2 protein-coding genes are annotated in these 21236 nt (G+C 37.3%); both read left to right on the top strand.

Annotation, left to right across the window (positions count from 1 at the left end; translation table 11 throughout):
• Position 1 precedes the first annotated feature (1 nt).
• Positions 2-4534: a PorP/SprF family type IX secretion system membrane protein gene (locus AC5ZCW_RS04685; protein ID WP_496118252.1), complete on the top strand. Its 4533-nt coding sequence runs from the start codon at positions 2-4 to the stop codon at positions 4532-4534.
• Positions 4535-4652: 118 nt separating this feature from the next.
• Positions 4653-21221: a T9SS type B sorting domain-containing protein gene (locus AC5ZCW_RS04680; protein WP_496118250.1), complete on the top strand. Its 16569-nt coding sequence runs from the start codon at positions 4653-4655 to the stop codon at positions 21219-21221.
• Positions 21222-21236 lie beyond the last annotated feature (15 nt).

Genomic DNA, 21236 nt, shown 5'->3' with positions numbered 1-21236 from the left:
TATGAAGAAAATTTTACTATTCATCACGTTATTTTACGGTTTATCAAATGTACTCTATTCTCAAGAAGCTTCTGAGGATGGAGTTGTTTCGTTTTCATTACCCATAAGAAATTCTTTAAAGTTTAATAGATATTTAATTAATCCAACTTTCAGTTTTGTTAGAGAATCGAATCCATATGCAAGTTTCTACAATAAAAGGCAATGGGTGCAGTTTGATAATGCTCCGCAGACTTATTTGGCCAATTATTCCGGCCGATTCAGAGAAAATGAAGCATTTGCTGTAGGCTTATTTCAACAGAATTATGGTTTGATGACTGTCTTTGGCGGAGTTGCCAATTTCGCTCACAATATTGTTCTGGAAGAAGCTAGTAATTTGACTTTTGGTTTAAATGTGGGAATTTATCAAAGTGGTATAAATACAGGAAAAATTATATCAGATGATTCTACTATTCTATCAGGGGATTTTCCAAAAAGCACATTACTGACTGTAAATCCAGGGATTAATTATGGTACAGAATTTTTAGATTTCGGATTAGCAATTAACAATTTAGTGCTTTACAATTTTGGATCTGGAATGGTAAAAGAAGATCCAGAAAGAGCGATTCAGTTGCATGCTATGTACACAGGATATATTGATAGTTATGGCTTTTTTGATAGAAGTAAATTTTCTGGAATTGTAAGAACAGAAATTAAAAAAGATAAAACAGTTATTTCTGGACTTGGGATGCTTTCACTTCAGCAAGGAGTTTGGGCCCAATTAGGTTATAACACATTATATGGAGTTTCTGCAGGACTTGGAGTTAACATTACGCCGAGTATTGCTATTGAGTATAATTACGAAAGAGGAATGGGTAATTTCTCGAACTTAGGTGGTTCTCATGAATTTGCTATTGCGTATAAATTCAAAAATAGAAATTACTACTACGGAGATGATGATGAAGGTTCTTTAGTTGATCCTGCGAAACCAAAACCAGTACCTGCAAAACCACAATCGGAAGCGACTCAAGTTAACAGAGCAGAAATCGCTGAAAAGAATAGATTGGCAGCAGAATCAAAAGCTAAAGCAGATGCTGAAGCAAAACAAGCAAGACTTGCGGCAGCTGAAAAAGTGAGAGCAGATGCCGAAGCTGCAGCAAAAGCAAAATTAGAAGCAGATAATAAGGCCAAAGCAGATGCAGAGGCTGTTAAAATAAGATTAGCTGCCGAGGCAAAAGCTAAAGCGGATGCTGCAGCCGCAGCAAGAGCACAAACTGCTGCTGCAAATAAAGCCGTAGCAGAAACACAAAAAACACAAGCACAACTTGCTGCTGATAAAGCTAGAGCAGATGCAGAAGAACGCAGAATAAAACTAGCCGCTGATAATAAAGCAAAAGTGGATGCCGCTGCCGCAGCAAGAGCACAAGCTGCAGCAAACAAATCTGGTGCAGTTGTACAGAAAACTCCAGAACAGCTCGCTGCAGATAAAGCACAAGCAGATGCAGAAGCATTAAAAATAAAACTAGCAGCAGATGCTAAAGCAAAAGCAGATGCGGAAGCTTTACAAGTAAAAGTAGCAGCAGCTGATAAAGCCAAAGCAGATGCTGAAGCTGCAAAAGCTAAAGCAGCCGCTGCAAATGCAGCTGCACCAACACAGCAAAAAACAGCAGCACAGCTTGCAATTGAAAGAGCAAGAGCAAATTCAGAAGCTGCTGCAAAAATGAGATTAGCTGCAGCAGAAAAAGTTAAAGCAGACGCTGAAGCCGCAAGACAGGCAAGATTGGCCGCAGCAGAAAAAACAAAAGCAGATGCTGAAGCGGCAAGATTAAAATTAATTGCAGATACTAAAGCAAAAGCCGATGCTGCCGAAGCAAAACGTAAAGCAGATGCAAAAGCAAAAGCAGAGGCTGCAGATATGCAATCAATATTAGCAGCAGATGCTAAAGCGAAAGCAGACTCAGATGCATTGCAAGCAAGATTAGCTGCTGAAGCAAAAGCAAAAGCGGCTGCAGAAACTAAAACAAAATCTTCTATCGATGCTGCAAACAAAGCTAAATTGGCGGCAGATGCGAAAGCAAAAGCTGCAGAAGAAGCTGCACTTAGAGAAAAATTAGCTGCTGAAGCGAAAGTTAAGGCAGATGAAGAAGCAAGACAAGCGCTTATCGCTGCTGAAGCGAAAGCAAAAGCAGATGCCGAAGCACTAAGAATAAAACAAGCTGAAGATGCTCGTCAGGCACAATTAAATGCTGAAGCAAAAGCAAAAGCAGATGCAGAAGCACTTCAAGCTAAACTTGTAGCCGACGCAAAAGCGAAAGCAGATGCCGAAGCAGCAGCTAAAGCAAAATTAGCAGCTGATGCTAAAGCAAAAGCAGACGCCGAAGCAGAGAAAGTTAGATTGGCCGCCGAAGCAAAAGCGAAAGCAGATGCAGAAGCAGAGCAAGCTAGATTGGCAGCCGACGCAAAAGCGAAAGCAGATATGGAAGCCTTGCAGGCTAAATTAATTGCAGATGCTAGAGTAAAAGCCGATGCAGAAGCTACAGCAAAAGCTAAGGCAGAAGCAGAAGCGAAAAAATTACAAGAAGAGGAAGATGCTCGCCAGGCTAAGTTAGCAGCAGATGCAAAAGCAAAAGCAGATGCAGAAGCAGAGAAAGCAAGATTAGCAGCAGAAGCGAAAGCAAAAGCAGACGCTGAAGCAGAAAAATTAAGATTAGCGGCAGAAGCCAAAGCCAAAGCAGATGCAGAAGCTTTACGCGTTAAACAAGCTGCCGAAGAAAAAGCGAGAGTAGAAGAAGAAGCTCGTCAGGCAAAATTAGCTTCAGAAGCAAAAGCCAAAGCTGATGCTGAGGCAGAAAAAGCAAGATTAGCAGCAGAAGCTAAAGCTAAAGCCGATGCAGAAGCATTGCAAGCAAAACAAGTTGCTGAAGAAAAAGCTAGAGTTGAAGAAGAAGCGCGTCAAGCCAAATTGGCGGCAGATGCAAAAGCAAAGGCAGATGCTGAAGCATTACAAGCTAAACTGGCAGCCGATGCAAAAGCAAAAGCGGATATGGAGGCTTTACAGGCAAAATTATTAGCTGATGCAAAAGTAAAAGCCGATGCAGAAGCTACAGCAAAAGCAAAAGCAGACGCAGAAGCAAAAAAATTACAAGAAGAGGAAGATGCTCGCCAAGCTAAGTTAGCAGCTGATGCTAAAGCAAAAGCAGACGCTGAAGCATTAAAAGCGAAACAAGCAGCGGAAGAAAAAGCTAGATTAGATGAAGAAGCTCGTCAGGCGAAATTGGCTGCCGACGCAAAAGCTAAAGCAGATGCTGAAGCGCTTCAAGCTAAACTTGCTGCTGATGCAAAAGCTAAGGCAGACGCTGAGGCATTAAAAGCTAAACAAGCTGTTGAAGAAAAAGCTAGATTAGATGAAGAGGCTCGTCAAGCTAAGTTAGCAGCAGACGCAAAAGCAAAAGCTGATGCAGAAGCACTTCAAGCTAAGCTTGCTGCAGATGCAAAAGCAAAAGCCGATATGGCAGCTGAACAAGCAAGACTTTTGGCAGAAGCAAAAGCAAAAGCGGATGCTGAAGCTACAGAAAAGTTGAAAGCTGAAGAAGAAACAAGACGCCTACGTGAAGAAGAAGAGCGCCAAGCAAGATTAGCAGCAGAACAGGCTAAAGCAGATGCAGCAGCAGCGGCACTAGCAGCAAAAGCGAAAGATGATACAGGAAAAGCGATCGAAAACTTGACTAAATCTGTTGAAGGTACTAGTAACATTCAAACGGATTTATTAAATCAGTTTAAAGCAACCGTTGCAAATAAGCAGAAAGACTTAAACGATTTGAAAGAGGAGAACGATTTAAGCGAAAAAGGTATTTATAGAGAGCCAAAACCATTTAAGAGTGTAGCGGCAGAAAACAGCCAGATTGAGGCGTTGAAAATTCAGATTGCTGATGCAAATAACAGCATGAAAAATGAGATTACGAAACTGACTAATCTTTATAACGATAGACTTAAAAAGTTCCCTAAAGATGATCCTTTGAACAAAGCTTATCTTGAAAAGATAAACGAATTGAAAGCGGCTCAATTAAAAATGGAGCGTGAAGGTGCAGCATTAATAGCCGATTTAGAGCGTATTAAAACAGAGACTGAGATTGAGCGTAAACGTAGAATTAAACGTGCAGCTTATGAGAATGATGAAGGAAGATATGCGCAGGACGTTGCAGCTCTTAAGAGAATTAAAGAAACAACTAAGCTGAGCAGTACACCATTAAAAGCAAATGATTTTGATTTTGGTGAAGAGCAGTCAAATATGCAGATTATTAAGAATATTAAAAATTCTGATAGCGGGTATTATATGATTATCGCGGTTCATAATAGTGTAGAGAAACGAGATGAGTTCTTAGCAAAAGCAGTTGCTGCAGGAAGATCAGATATTAATTTCTTTTACAATGTAACAACAAGTAAATATTATATCTATTACGAGAAGTTTGATGGTTTACAAGAGGCAACTAAAGCTTTAGAAGCAAAAGGAAATAAACCATACAACGGAAGAATGGCCATTGTAAAAGTGGAGAATTAGTAAAAATAGTAGTCTCTCTTAAAAGCTAAGAGAGACATTGAAATAAATGTTATCAAATACAAATTTTTTTATTCACTAATGCCCCTTAGAGGATAAACAGAAGTAACAAAAAATGATTATGAAAAAACCTACTACTTTAAGAACGCTGATTTTTGTTTTAGCTCTGCTATTCAATTTTGCCTCCTACGCGCAAAATTGGGTTGCATATAATTCAAAGCTTAATTCAAGCTCGAATGAGAATTTATTCTTAAAAGCAAATAATCAGTTTAGTTTAAATGGTGAAACAGTATCGGAAAATGTTAATCCGGCGCCACTTACAAATCCAGTAATTCCCTATGCTCAGCTGCCTTATGCTGGTCAAGTAGCAAAGTGTCCTAATGATGGTAAATTACTTCCAAAGCTTTTTTTATGTGGAGGAAATGATTCACGACTTATCAATACGCAAATAACAGATGCCCGATCTATTATTTGGGAAAGATTTATTTCTGGAGGCAGTTGTATAACTGTTTCAAATAGCGATTGTGCTAACGAAAATGCTGAGGCTTCATGTTGGGTAAAGGTAGCTGAAGGTAAAGATTACTTGGCAAATTCTGCAGGTCAGTTCAGAGTAAGCATCATTGATAATACGGGTACTCCATATGTGTTTTATTTTAACGTATATCAAAATACTTTAATTCCTACGGCAGTTACAAAGAGTGATATTATTAGAAATAGTGATGGAACTTGCCAGATTTTGGGTAACATTACTGTTGGTGGATTTGGTGCTGGATACGAATATAGTTTTACAACAACCGGATCACCAGGTGCTTGGCAAGACAGTAATGTTTTTAATACAAGTACTCCAGGTAACTACACTGCTTTTATCAGAATAAAAGGAGTAGTTGGATCATGCGAGTTTAAAGTTTTAAATCAGAATATTAAAAATGTAACGTATGCGGTTACTACCGAAATTGTAGCACCAAGATGTTATGATGGAAAAGGAAGTATTAGAGTAATCACAAATGATATTGGGAAAAAATATACTTATAATATTTATAAACCAGCTTCAAGTACAAATGCATTAAGCAGTTTTGGTCCTACAGAAAATGCAGAGTATACATTTACAGGATTAGATTCTGGTACTTACAGAGTTGAAACAGTTGTTCAGGGATCAAATTGTATGATCGATAACAAGCCTTCTGTAGCTGTACCGAATGCTCCAAATCAATTGACATCAAATCCAACAATTACAAAAACTTTAAATACGTGTACTTCTGGTGCTATTACAGTTGCTACAACTGGTGGTACTTATCCATTTAGATATATGGTTAGTATTAACGGAGCGGATTATTTTCAGAATGCAAATAACGTGATTACCACAATTGCTTCAGGTAATTATAAAATTCGTGTTGAAGATGCAAATGGTTGTTCTATTGAAAAAGAGATTAATGTTCCTACAGCAGATAAGCCTACATATACAATCACTAAAACGGATGGTGATTGTACGAATCCAAATGGAAAAATTACGATTAATGTAACGGATGCGAAAGGATATAGTATACAAACCAGATTAATGGGGGAGAATAATTATACTTCAACAAATTATGATTCAATGACAATTACAGGTATAACCGGTAATAGAGTTTATACTAACGTTCCCCCTGAAAACTATATCATAAGTGTTAAGTACACTAAAAATAAAACAACTTGTACGGAACCTGACTATCCTATTTCAATTGGTTTGACGACAGCCTTGACTGCATCTGTTGGTGTAGCAGAATTATCAGGCTGCGGTCCAACAGGAAAAGAAAGTCAAGGGAAAGTTAGGATCACCAATGCTGAAGGAGGGGTTCCGCTTCCTGGAGCAAATCCATATTTATATAGTTTTGATGGTAAGAAAACTTGGACTACATCTAAAGAAGCATATGTTGATCCAGGTACACATGTTTTTTATATAAAAGATGCCAATTGTGAAGTTGCTTTACCAGCGATTACTTTGCTTAAACAACCAGATTCACCAACTATTAAAGTTGCTGATCCAGTTTTTAACTGTGATGGTTCTGCGACTACAACAGTAACGGTTACAAACAGTGGAAGCGGTAGTCCACAATTTACTTATGACTATTATATAGACGGTGTTCTTAATACCAATACGCCTACGAATGTTTTTAAGAACGTAACGCAAGGAGACCACACAATATCGGTAAGTTATAATGTGGTAAATGTTCCTACAGAAAGTGTTTTATTGAACGAAACTTTTGGTTCTGGACCAGATGTTAGTTCGCCAGGTATCAACCCTAACTTTTGTTGGGAACGACAAGTGGAAGCTACAAAGTGTAACAATAATAAACTATTTGGTAATGGGGAATATACAGTTACAAATTTATTAAGAAATAATCCGTATGATGGATGGTGGAGCCCTAGAGATAATACTAGTGGAGGAAAAGACTCAAATGGGAGGTTTTTAGCGGTTGATGCAGGTAACTCTATTCCTAATAATGCTGTTTTATATAGAAAAACTATTAAAGATATTATACCAAACGTACCAATTAAGGTTACGTTTGTCGGTACCAACTTACTAAAAGTAGGAAATAATCAGCCAGATGCTTCCCTAACTGTTGAGCTACAAAATGCTTCTGGTGTAGCGTTATCTTCACAATCTACAGGCGGAATACCAAAAACTAATGGCTGGGTAAAATATACCAGAACAATTGATCCAGGAAATAATACTACTTTAGATTTCGTATTGCGATTGGAGCTTTCTCAGGTTAATGGTATCGACTTTGCAGTTGATGACTTAGTAGTTACACAGATGCCGAAAGCTTGTAACACAGTAGCAAATTTCCCAATAGTTGTGGACGGAAGTAAAGCTTTTTCTGCTGGTATAACAGGTTATAAAGATGTAAAATGTAGCGGTGAACAAAATGGTGAAATTACATTATCAGCTAAAAATTTTGATCCAGTAAAAGGATTCCAATACTCTGTAGACGGAGGAAAATGGGAAACTGTAATTCCTGTTCCAGCGGCAGTAAGCGGTAGTATAACATTAACGAATTTACAAAGTAAAATTTATAATATCAGAATTCGTTATGATGATTCAGCAGGAAGCTGTACTTTCCCTTTAGCACAAGAAATTAAATCTCCACAAGCTTTAAAAATTAAAGCTTGGGTAGAGACAGTTGCCACTTGTAAAATAGGTGCAACAATTAAAGCTGAGGCAAGTGATGGGACACCAGGTTACGAATATGAATTAAGAGAAACCGACGGTGTTACTGTTGTAAGAGCTTTTCAAGCTTCAGGAGAGTTCTTAGATATTAAAAAGGTAGGAAATTACAAGGTGATAGCTAGAGATGCAAATTCATGCCAGACAGCGGTAATGGCATCTGTAGATGTTGTTGCGGCTGTACCTCCTCAAATTACTTTTGAATCTTCAAATCTATGCTTTGATACAAAAGCTCAAATCATAGTGCGAGTGAATGGTGGAGTTGGAAAATATACTTATACCACACAGTTTAATGGTGGAGCAGAAAGTGATGCTAGTGCGCCTTTTGATGGTCCAACTTTTACCTATGATGCGACACAACCAGGTACTTATACATTTGTAGTTACAGATAGTTTTGGCTGTAAATCTGATCCTATTACACAAGTAATCAACGAAAAATTAACGGTAGAAGTTCCCGTTACAAGAGGTTTAAGCTGTGAGCCCGCTCCAAATAATACAGCAATAATTACTGGAACTATTTCTGGTGGAAAAGGACCTTTTACGGTTGTAATCGCTTCAGGAAATACAACAGGTACTTTGGTACAGCCTACTACAACAGGTAATACTTTTACGTATACAACTACAGTAGCAGGAGATTATACTTTCAGAATTACAGATTCGGGAAGCTGTACAGTTGTTAGTAAAACAGCTACAATCACGCCATTAAATGCTATTGTTTTAGCATCTGATAATACTGCGCCTAAATGTAACACTTCTAGCGATGGAACAATTCTTTTAAAAGCAAGTGGCGGTTCTGGCGGATTTAAATATAGTACAGATGGAATTACTTATAATGACACATCATATTTTACAGGTCTAAGCGCTGGGGTAAAATATACTTTTTACGTAAAGGATTCTAATAAATGTACTCAGATGTTAGAAGTAACTTTGATTGCACCAGACGCAATCTTTGGTACTGCATCTATAACAACACCTTACACTTGTGATGGCCCTGCAACAATTACTGTAGGGACAGTTGTTACAGGTGGAAATGGCAATTATAAATATACATTAAATAGAAATGGTGTTCCATTAAATACTCAGGACACTAAAGTTTTTGCGGGTATTACTGTTGCAGGAAATTATACAGTAACGATTACAGATACAAATGCTTGTAGCTACACAACTACACCAGCTTTGACTATTGTAGCTGTGAATGGTCCAAAAGCAATGACAATTAATAAATCGGCACTTAAATGTCCAAGTAATAAAGTAGATTTTACGATTACAGATGTTAAAGATGCTTTAGGAGCTGCATTAACAGGGCCTTTTACATATGCTATTACAGCTCCTGCAAGTGCTGTAAAAAGTAATACAACAGGATCTTTCCCAGGTTTAGATCCTGGAGTTACTTATACTTTTGAAGTTAAAGATGCTAAAAATTGTTCTTTCTCTCAAAAGGACAAAGTCGACCCACTACAAGATTTCTCTATTTCAAGTAAAGTAGTAAGCGATGTAAACTGTTTAGGCGATTCTAAAGGAGAGGTTACTTTTACTGTTTCTGGTTTAGGCAATAATGTAGCTTATACATATCAAATAGATGGTGCATTACCAGTTCAAACAGGAACTTCACCAAGTACAGGAACTTCATTTACTATTGCTGCACCAAATTTAAATGCAGGTTTACATACAATTACAGTAACAAATGTTGATACAAATTGTTCTCAGTCTGATGATGAAACAATTTCTGCTCCAACAGCAGTATTGGCTTTAGACCCTAGTGATCTAGTACATGTGACTTGTAAAGCTAAAGGTTCGGTTACCATTAATGCTAAAGGAGGCTGGGGAGGTTTCACTTATTCTGTAACACCAACATCTCCAAGCGGACCAACAGTTTCTCAAAGTGTTAAATTATTCTCTGGTTTAAATGCAGGTGATTATTCGTTTATTGTAAAAGATGCAAAAGGTTGTGAGGTAAAAGGAACTTTTACAATTAATCCAGAAGAAAAACCAATTGTAAGTTTAGATCCTGCTTCTAGTTTATGTGCTGGCGGTGCTGGAGCAACTTTAAAAGTAAATCCAAATACGCATGCAAACTATACTTACAGTATTAACAAAGGTACTGTAAAAACAGATGGGACTTTCACAGGATTAGTTCCAGGAAAATATGTTATTAGAGTTACAGACACTTCTACAGGATGTTATACTGATTTAGATGAAGAAATTATTGCGGTACCGGTTTCAGCATCTACTAAATTATTAGCTGATTTGGATTGTGATGTTGCTCCAGCTTCTCCAGATGCTACAATTGAGGTAACTATTGCCAATGGGTACCCTGATTTTAAATACAGACACAATACAACAGGAGCTCCATTCAATGGATTATACACTGATGTTCCAGCTGGATCAACAGTATTTACTTTTGACACTGGTGTGGCGGGAACTCATTATTTTGAGATTACAGATAAAAATGATTGTATAACGGTTGTTTCTAGAACAATTAACACAAAAGAAGATCCAACGGCTATAACAGTGCCAATAAACCCTACTTGTTATAATGGAACAAATGGTTCTATTGAGATAACTGCTAGTAAAGGTTCAGCACCATATAGTTATGAAGTTTCTACAACTTCAGCTACTACAGGATTTTCTCCTATGGCTTCTAACAAGCATACAGGTATTGGTGCCGGAACATATTGGTTTAGAATTACTGATGCTAAAAAATGTGCAGTTGTAGTATCAGAAACATTAAATAATCCTGCTCAATTGACGGCGCACGCAGATGTTACAGCGCCATTAAAATGTGGTACTGGAACTGCAGTGCAAGCAGCAACAATTACTGTTGTTATTGATCTTCCTGGTACACCTTACACAGGTCCTAATAAATATAGATATAGTTATAATGGTCAAACACCAGTAATATCAAATACATATACTACAGATGTAACTGGTCCAGTTACTGTTGATGTTTATGATGCAAATAACTGTCCATTTAGAGTTTTAGCATCTCCGGTTGTTGAAGCATTAGACCCACCAGTCAATATGACTTTTGCTCCACCAGCTGCAATTACTTGTGCAACAGGTAAGGATAAAACTAGTTTAACTGTTACAGTTGATAATGGTGTCGCACCATTTAGATTTGAAATAACCGATACTGATGCAACGGTAGCTCCGGCAGATCTTGTTGCTACAAATGTTTCAGCTCAAAGCCATACATTTAATAATTTACCTCCGGGATCTTATAAATTTAAAGTAACAGATAATTATGGTTGTGCTACTTTTGGCGAGTATACAATTGATAAAGCATTACCAGTTTTTGTTAACGGTACTTTAGGTGCTAATGTAACTTGTAAAGGAGATGCAAATGGAAGCATTATTTTTACTGTTTCAGGTACTGCAGGAGCATTCACGTATGTACTTAGAAATAGTGCAAATGCGGTGATTCCTAATTCTCAATCGTCACAAGCTGGAAACGTTATTACTTTTACTGGCTTATTGGCAAGTAATTATACAATTACAATTACAAACCCAACAACTGAGTGTACTGCGACAAAAGCGGTTGAAGTAAAAGAGCCAGCTTTACAGTTTGCATTTACAACACCAAGTATTACACCGATTACTTGTTCACCAAACAATGGTAAAGTTGTAATCAATACAGTTGGCGGATGGGGTAATAACAGATATACGCTTACATTACCAGACAATACTGTAGTTGGGCCACAATCTAGCTCAACATTTAATAATTTGACTCAATCTGGAACATATGGAATTTCGGTTACAGATTTGAGCGGAAACGGCTGTACAATTTCAACAACATTTAATGTTGACGCAGCAATTCAACCAGATGCTAGCATTGATTTAACAGCGTCTGATTTATGTTATGATGCAGTAGGAAAAGCTACAATCGTAGTAACACCTGCTGTTCCTTCTCCGACTTATATGTACAATATTAACGATGGTCAATATCAGACAAGCGGAACTTTCGATGACTTAAATCCTGGGAGTTATGTTGTTAAAGTTAAAGATATGAGCACAGGCTGTATTTTAACATTACCAGCACAAGCTATCGAAACAGAGTTAAAATTCAATGCCAAATTAGAAACTTTAGCTACTTGTAATGGTCAGGATATTGAAATTAAAGGGACTGTTTCGGGAGGAAAAACACCGTATACTTATACTGTTACTATAAATGGTACACTTGATCCTACAGTTAGACCAGTTATAGGTACAACATTTATATATTCTGATGCCGCTGCAACTACTGCGACAGGGAATACTACCTATCTGTTTACTTTAAGTGATGCTTCAACGACCCATTGTAGCCTTACTTCAACCGTAGTTGTGGCTCCAAAAACGAACCCAGAATTTACTCTTACTCCAAATGCAACTATTTTATGTAATGGAGGAGAAACGGGTTCTATCACGGTAACAATTGATCAAACTAAAGGCGCAAGCCCTTATACTATAAATGTAATTAAAGACAATTCTGCTTTAGTTCCTGCGACAGCAGATGTAAATTATGGTATTCAAACAACAGGACTTCCTGCGGGAGATTATATTGTAAGAGTTACAGACGCTAAAGGTTGTTATACAGATAAAACAACTACTATTGTTGATCCACCAAAAATTGATTTTTCTTTAGTTGATGTTCAAATTAAATGTGTTGGAGGTACTACAGGTACAACTTTTGGTTCTATTTCGGTAGTAGGTCTAACAGGTGGTACTAGAAATCCTGCTCCTGCTGTATCGGGTTATACTTATACTTTAACAAGTAATACTAGTGCAACTCAGGTTTATAATCCTACAGGAACTGAAGACCATACGTTCAATATCTTAAATTTTGGAATTTATGAATTAACGGTATCTGATGCAAACGGATGTCCAGTTAGTAAAAAAGTCAATATGGCCTCACCGCCAGAAGATTTGAAAATTGAAGTTACTCCTGGACCACCATCTTGTACAACTGCTAGTCTAGTAGTTAAAGCAACACCAACAATTCCTGGAGGACCATATTATTTTGCTAAATATCCTTTGGATCCAACAGACCCAACAAAATTTGATTATGCAACTTATTCTGCTCTTTATCAGAGTGCAGATGCGGTGGTGCCTCCAGCAACACCGGGGGATCCACTATTATTACAGTCGACATTTAATAATCTTAATCCAGGGGTAGTATATTCTTTTGTTGTTTATGATGATACAACAAAATGTTACTATTTCAAACAAGCAGATGGACCAACAAAATCTGCCTCTACATTAACAAGTGATGTTATTGCTGCAAATGTAACTTGTACTGGAGCTGACAATGGAACGGTTTCATTTACAATTGCAAATCCGCAACCAACTACAACACGAGTTAAATATGAAATTTATAATTCACAAACTAATATCATTGTTACCCCTGCAATAGGCGGAACAGTTACCTTACCAACTATGACTGTCAATAATGTTGGACCTCTTAAACCAGGTACTTACTATATTTTATTTACTGAAGAGGATAATTTAGGAAATACAGTTTGTATGAATTCTTCTGATACGTTTACAATAACACAGTCAGTTGTACCATTATCATTAACCGCTACTGCGAAAAATGATAATTGCGGTTCTGCAAAAGGTGTTATTGAAGCTTTTGGAAAAGGTGGAACTGTTAGAGCTGCAGATACTGCTAACGGTATAACAGCGCTTCCTTACTTATACCAAGTTTTTCCTGATACAGGTGCATTTGGTGTAATTGATAATGTAGATCCAGTTCCTACTAATGCTACTTTTAGCTCATCATTTAATGTAGCTACACATACATCTAATACTTTCAATAGAGATAACGGTCATTTTATCGTTTATGTTAAAGATGCGAACGGATGTATTGCTACAGCCTTTATTGAAGTAGAATTAGATCCATCACCAGTTATTACTGCGGTGACAAATGATATCTGTGTTACAGAAGGTTCTTTTGTAATCGATGTTAATTTGACGACGACAGGTATGGGTCAACATTACTATATTTTAGATGGTGCAGCTCCTGTTCCTATGCCTTCTGCATCATTCTCTATTCCAAATCTTTCTTCTGGACCTCACAGCGTAGAAGTAAAAGATGTTAACGGATGTGGTAATAAGGTAGATTTAGATCTAATTTCTACACCACTTGAGCTTGAAGCAAGTTTTACAACATTGCCAATTTGTGAAGAGACCAATGGTGTAATTACTGCGAAAGTCAAAGGAGGATTCGTGCCAAATAACTTCGAGTATACATTGATAAAAACTTCATTGCCAGCAATTCCAAATGTTGTACAGTTCAGTCCGACATTTAATGGTATAGGAGCTGGAGATTATACAGTTACAGTTAGAGATGTTAATACTTCTTGTACGAGAACGGTAGACGTGAAATTAATTCTTCCAACACCAATCAATTTTGTATTAACAGATATTGTTACTACTCCTGTAGATTGTACTGCTGGTCAAGTAGGAGCAACAGACAATGGAACATTGACTGTTAATTTAAATCCAGCAAATGATAATCCAGATTATACTTATGAATTAACACCGGTTTCACCAACGGGACCTGTTAAAACACAACTTAATAATAATGTATTCACAGGATTAAGTGCGGGAGATTATTCGATTAAAGTAATTTCTGGCAGAGGTTGTGAATTGCAATTACCGGCAAATGTACCAGCTCCGGCAGCTGTAGTGGCTACTGCAGACGCAACGCCATTTAGCTGTACTGTAGATCCTGCAACTACAACGGTAGTTGTAACAGGTGCAGGCGGTTCAGGAAGTTATACTTTTAGTCAAAACGGTACAGATTATTTTACAAGTAATAGTAGTCCGGCAGACAATAAGTATACATTTGAAATTTCCGATAATCTTGGAGTTCAAAATCCAACATATTGGGTTAAAGATGCTAACGGTTGTGTAGAAAGTACTACATTGACTACTCCTTTAGAACCGCTTCCAAAGTTAATCTCAGCAACAGCAACGAGATCAACAGCAGCAGATTCGCAAATTGACTGTCAAAACGGAAGAGAAGTTATTGAAATAACGGTTGTAGGTGGATCTACAACTCCAATTGATTTGAAATATGAAGTTTCGATTGATGGTAATCCGTATATGGTTCTTGCGACGTCAAGTGTTTCACAAACATTTACTTATAATGCAACTTCGGTTGGAAGCAAATATCAGTTTAAAATAACTGATAACGCAACACACTGTGAGATTTTGTCTAATATCTATGAAGTTCCAGTATTTAATACTGTGGAGGTTAAAGCAACGACAGTGGCTGATGTAACGTGTAAGTCTGCAACGAACGGAAGTATTGAAATTTTCGTTTCAGGTTACAGTGGACCATATACATACGCATTGTATGATGGTGCAACACCAGTAGTGGGAGCAGGTGCATCTGGATCTCACGATACTACTATCTCAAATCCATTTGTAATACCATTCGGATTAGGAGAAGGAACAAATTATACCGTACACATATTAGAAGGAGCCTATCCAAGATGTTCAGCAACTTCGACTATTGCGGTTATAAATGAACCAACTATTGCATTTACTTTAGATCCTCTAGATGTTACACCATTAGGTTGTACAAGTGACGGTGCGGTTACAATTACAACTCAAGGTGGATGGGGTAATAACGAATATACGCTTACACCTCCATCTGGTCCAGCGATAAAAAACACCAATGGTAAATTTGGAAATCTTACATTAACAGGTACTTACGGAGTTTCTGTACGTGATGCTAACGGATGTACGCTTACTGATTCGTTTCCTTTAGTTACACCAACACCTCCAGCAGCTATTATTGCTGCAACATCTGATTACTGTTATGATAGTACAGATTTAGCAACGTTAGTCGTTAGTGCTTCAGGCGGTGCAGGAGGATTCATGTATAGTATCGATAACAGACAATCTTGGAAGGCAGACAATACATTCAAGGATTTAACACCAGGGAAATATGATATTATTGTTAAAGATGCTCTTGGTTGTGAAGTTACAGTATCTAATAATGAAATTAAACCACAGCTTTTTGCTTCGGCTACTAACGAAAAAGATGTTTTCTGTACAGGTGTTGTAGACGGAACTATCAAAATTACTGCAGTAGGCGGATACGGTTCTTATTCTTATACTGTTAATGATGGTACAGGAGCTTCTCTTCCAATTGCTTTCCCAGCAGGATTAGATACTGCAGAATATAGCGTAACAGCTGCTGGTACTTATGAAATTGTAGTTTCTGATGCAAGAAATTGTTCTTATACGATTACAGAAAAAATTGTTATGCTGCCTCCAACACCAGTAGATTTATTGGTGTCTGATATTGCTATTACACCTGTAGATTGTAATGCATCTCAGGGTACAAATAACAACGGAACGATTACTGTTAATTTAAGAGCAGTTAATGATAATCCTGATTATACTTATACACTTACACCAACAGTGCCAGCAGGTACCCCAATAGTTCAGAAAAATAATAATCTGTTTACTGGTTTAACTCCTGGAGATTATAACGTAAGTGTACAATCTGCGAGAGAGTGCGAGGCTAATGTAGATGTAACTATAGCAGCTCCTGTTCTTGTGACAGCATCGGCTAGTGTAACACCATTTAGCTGTGCTGTTGATCCAACTAAAACAACTGCGGTTGTTACAGGCGGCGGCGGTACAGGAACATACACTTTCAGTATCGATGGTACAAATTACTTCGAAAGTAATAGCACACCAAAAGACAATAAATACTCATTTGAATTATCTGACACAGGATTTACTCAAAATCCAACATTCTATGTTAAAGATTCTAATGGTTGTATTCAGTCAACACAATTGCCAGCTGTTTTAGACCCATTGCCTAAATTTATTTCAGCAATTGGTACTTTTGGAGCGCCAATTGACTGTATTAACAGAGCACAAGAAATAAATGTAGTAATCACTGGAGGAAGCAATACGCCAAATGCATTTACATACAATGTATATGAAAACGGAGTATTAATCCCGGGACCTCCTACTACAGTTACAGGAAATACATTTACTTATAATGCTACAACAGTAGGTAGCAGTTATCAGTTTGAAGTGATCGACAACAATACAGGATGTCGTATCAAATCTCCTGAATATGAAGTTCCTGTTTACGAAATTGCTTCTGTGAATGCTATTGCTTCTGCTGACGTAGATTGTAATGGTAATAATAGCGGAGCGATTGAAATTAATATCGTAGATTATAGTGGACCTTATACGTATGAAGTATTTAATGGTACAAATCCAGTGGCAGTAACTTCTGGTCCAGGAGATACAGCAACGGCAAATCCATTTGTAATTCCTTTCGGATTCACTGCTGGTACACAATACAGAGTAGTTGTAACAGAAGGTGCTTACCCAAGCTGTACAATAACTTCTGCTGATGTTGAAATTAAAGAACCAGCAGCGTTAAGTTTAGCAGGATTTAATCCAAGCGTTGATAATCAATATTGTGATAGACCATTTGCAGTAATTACTATAGATCCAACTACAATTGTAGGAGGTGTAAAAGAATATTCTTATGCAGTAGTAGCAACAACAACTCCACCAACAGTTCCAGCTGTGGGAGATTATAAACCATTAACAAGAATAGAAATTGCTACAGCTCAAATTGCTCCAGCATCTGATTCTTACGATGTTTATGTTAGAGATGCTAATGGATGTTACGACTTTAAGACGATTCAGATTGCACAAGATCCAATGCCGGTTATAACTGCTGTAGTGCCTACGCATTGTGCTACTACAACAGGTTATACTATTACGGTAACGGCTACAGGATTTACGTCAGATTTAGAATATAGTCTAGACAAAAATACTTGGCAGTTAAACAACAATGTATTGGAAGTAACTACTCCTGGAGATTACACCGTGTATGTTAGAGATGCTAACTTATGTATCGTTGATGCTCCAGTAAAAATATTACAACCATTACGTTCTGGTTATCAAATAACTAATTCTCCAATCTGTAATGGAAATCAAGGAGAAGTAACATTATTGCCTTCAGGAGGTTCTGGAACAGCAAACTATGAGTTTAGCCAAAATGGTACTCTGTTTGTTTCTTCTCCTGTATTTAGTAATTTGACTCCTGGTAATTACCAATTTACAGTTAGAGATAATGTAACAACTTGTACTGTATTAGTAGACGTTGTAATTCCAATACCAAATACTGCTATCGAATTTACTTTAGTTCCAAGCCCAGTAATTTGTAACGGAGGAAGTACAGGATCAATAACGGTTAAAATGGATCCTGCAACAGGAACTGTAAATAACAATCCAGAATATACTTATGCTATTAGTCCAGTTCCAGTAGGAATGGTATTGGTAGGTAATGTATTTACAAATCTTCCTCAAGGTACTTATACAGTAACAGTAACTTCAGGTTTAGGATGTCCAGTTGATAAAGATATGACAGTGACAGAACCACTGCCTATAACAGTACCAGTTCCTGTAGTTGCAGAATACTTATGTACAACTGGAAACAAAGAGAATAATGCAACAATCACAATTAATACTCCATCTGGCGGTTCTAATGTTTACAAAATATATGAATTCTTCAGAGATGGTAATCCTGTAGCAGTTCAAAGAGGAGATAATCCTGTTTACATTGAATCAGATTTATTAGGAGGAAATTATGTGATTAATGTATATGATGATAAAGGTTGTTTAGGAACCGCTACAGCATCAATAAAACCATTTGTTAAAGTTGAGTTTGCTACTCCAGCTGCAATTACAGTGACAACAGCAATTACTTGTAAAAATGACGAAAGTATTCAAGTAAATGCAATTACTGTCGGAACTTCAGTTCCTATGCCAGTTCTAAGTTACAATGTAAAAGGAATTTCTGCTGGAAGCACTTACGATCAAACAAATAATGATGGTGCTTTCACAGGATTGACAATTGGAAACTATTTAGTTACAGTAACAAATCCTCTTACAAACTGTTTCATTACAACGATTCATTATGTAAACAATCCGAATACATTTGAGTTAGTGACAAATCCTACTAATGTAGTTTGTTACGGAGGTGCTGGAAGTGTTGATTTAACTATCGTGGACAACCAGACAGACCCAACAGATGATGCAGGAATTTTTGATTACGTTATTACAGGACCTGTTAATGTCAACGGACAAACATTAGGCGCAACAATCAATATTCCAAACTTACCTGCTGGTCTTTATACAGTAACAGCTAAATTGTTTGGAACGCCATATTGTGAGGTTGCAGGAACATTTAGAATTGATCAACCTGATGCTGAATTACAAATAACAGAATCTCATACACCAATTACTTGTGATCCAGGTAATGATGGTACCATCACAGTTAGCGCTGTCGGCGGATGGTTAGGAGGAGATTACCTATACGAATTGGTTGGTCCAGTAAGTGTAGCATACTCTACAGAATCTCATTTTGAGAATTTGACAGCAGGAATATATACTGTTAAAGTTAAAGATGTTAATGGATGTGTTGATACAGCAACAGTTGTATTGAAAAATCCAGATCCAATTTTAGTAACAGCTCATGCGACTGTAGCTCAATTGGTTTGTAATGGAGATACAAGTGGTGAAATTACAGTTGATCTTCCAACAGGAGGTCAGGAAGGAAATTATTCTTATATCTTGAATTACCTCTCTGCTGATCCTGTAATGTCAACAGTACCACAGATTAGCCCTGTGTTTTCAGGATTACCTGCAGGAACATATACCGTTACTGTAGTAGATGGAATTAATTGCGTATCGGCTCCATCCCTTGAAATCGTAATTAACGAACCATCAAGAGTTGAAGCATCGTTAACATTGGCAACAGGAATAACATGTAAAACTGATGCAACATTGACGCTGAGCGCGATTGGAGGAAATGGTGGTCCATATGAGTACAGTCTTGATCAAAACTTCAGTAGTGTTATAGGTTCGTTTACATCATCTGTAACATTTGCTGTAGGACTAGGAAATCACCAATATTATGTTAGAGATTCTAAAGGATGTGTTGGTATAATTTCTAATAATGTTACAATTAACCCATTAACACCATTAAATCTTGAAATAGATTTAACAAATGCAAAAGTTTATTGTAAAGGAAGTTCGACAGCCGCTATTGATGCAGTTGGAGTAGGTGGTTTAGGAAATTATGTTTATACTTTATTTGATGCTAATGGTAATCAATTAAAACCAGCGCAGTCTGAAGGATATTTTGATCAACTTCCTAAAGGAACATATGTGGTACGTGTAGATAGTGGAGATTGTCAGTACGATTCTAAGGCAATAATAATTGATGAGCCAGCTTCAGAATTAACTGCGGTTCCAACAGTTACAGATGCGACTTGTTTCGGTGCTAATGACGGTAAAATTGTAATCGCTGCCACTGGTGGTACAGGTGTAATTAAATATGCTATTTCACCAAACTTAGGATTATTCGATGACAAATTCAGTTTTGATCGTTTAGCTCCAGGTATGTATACAATAATTGTTCAGGATGAAAACTCATGTTTTGTAATTATAGAACGTGAAATTAAAGAACCAAATGTATTAGAAGGTAAAGTGGTTGGCCCAATCATCCAAGAGATTTGTGATGGTGAAAATGACGGAGCATTCTCAATAGAAGTTACCGGAGGTAGACCACCTTATACTATTAGCCTCGACAATGAGACGGGTACTTATGTACCATTGAATAATGGCACAATACATGATTTTACAAACCTTAAAGGAGGTTTACATAATGTTTACATTAAAGACGCTAGCTGTATTACTTTGGTTGAAGTAAACATGGATAAAGCGGTAGTTCTTAACCCAACCCCAGAAGTGAGATACGACTGTGTGGACAACAAACAGGCAAACATGGTAATCGTGACTGTTGATAAATCTAATAGTCCTACAGATGTGGATTACTCTCTTGATGGAGGAACATTCCAACCAAGTAACATTTTCACAAATGTTGCTCCAGGAAAGCACTATATTATGGCAAGACACTCTAATACTTGTGAGAAGAGAACAGATTTTGAAATAGATGCAGTTGCAGAGTTAAGCCTAATAGATGTTACAAACCAAAGCAAAGACATCAACACAATTGTTGTAAAAGCTTCTGGTGGTGTTGCTCCTTACGAATACAGTTTCAATGGAGAATCATTTACATCATCTAATAGCTATAGAATCTATAAAACAGGTATCTATAAAGTAATTGTTAGAGACAAAAATGGTTGTGAAGCTACGATAGATGTAGAAGGAACATTCTATGACTTCTGTATGCCGAACTACTTTACACCAAATGGTGATGGTGATGGAGACACTATTGGACCTGATTGTGGTGCATTAGCATACAAAGAGCTTACGTTCGATATTTATGATAGATACGGTAGAGTAGTAGCGAAATACCGTGTAAATGGAAAATGGGACGGAAGATATCACGGAAACGAATTGCCTACAGGAGATTACTGGTATGTTCTTAAATTAAATGATCCGAAAGATCCAAGAGAGTTTGTTGGGCATTTCACATTATACAGATAACAAAATTATAGCCCC

This window comes from Flavobacterium sp. PLA-DH12 (assembly GCF_059511845.1).
The sequence above is the reverse complement of the archived record's forward strand: the minus strand, read 5'-3'. Positions and strand labels throughout refer to the sequence as shown.

Bases quoted from the DNA above. Each gene is read 5' to 3' on its own strand.
- AC5ZCW_RS04680 (WP_496118250.1), top strand. From the start codon at position 4,653: ATGAAAAAACCTACTACTTTAAGAACGCTGATTTTTGTTTTAGCTCTG.
- AC5ZCW_RS04685 (WP_496118252.1), top strand. From the start codon at position 2: ATGAAGAAAATTTTACTATTCATCACGTTATTTTACGGTTTATCAAAT.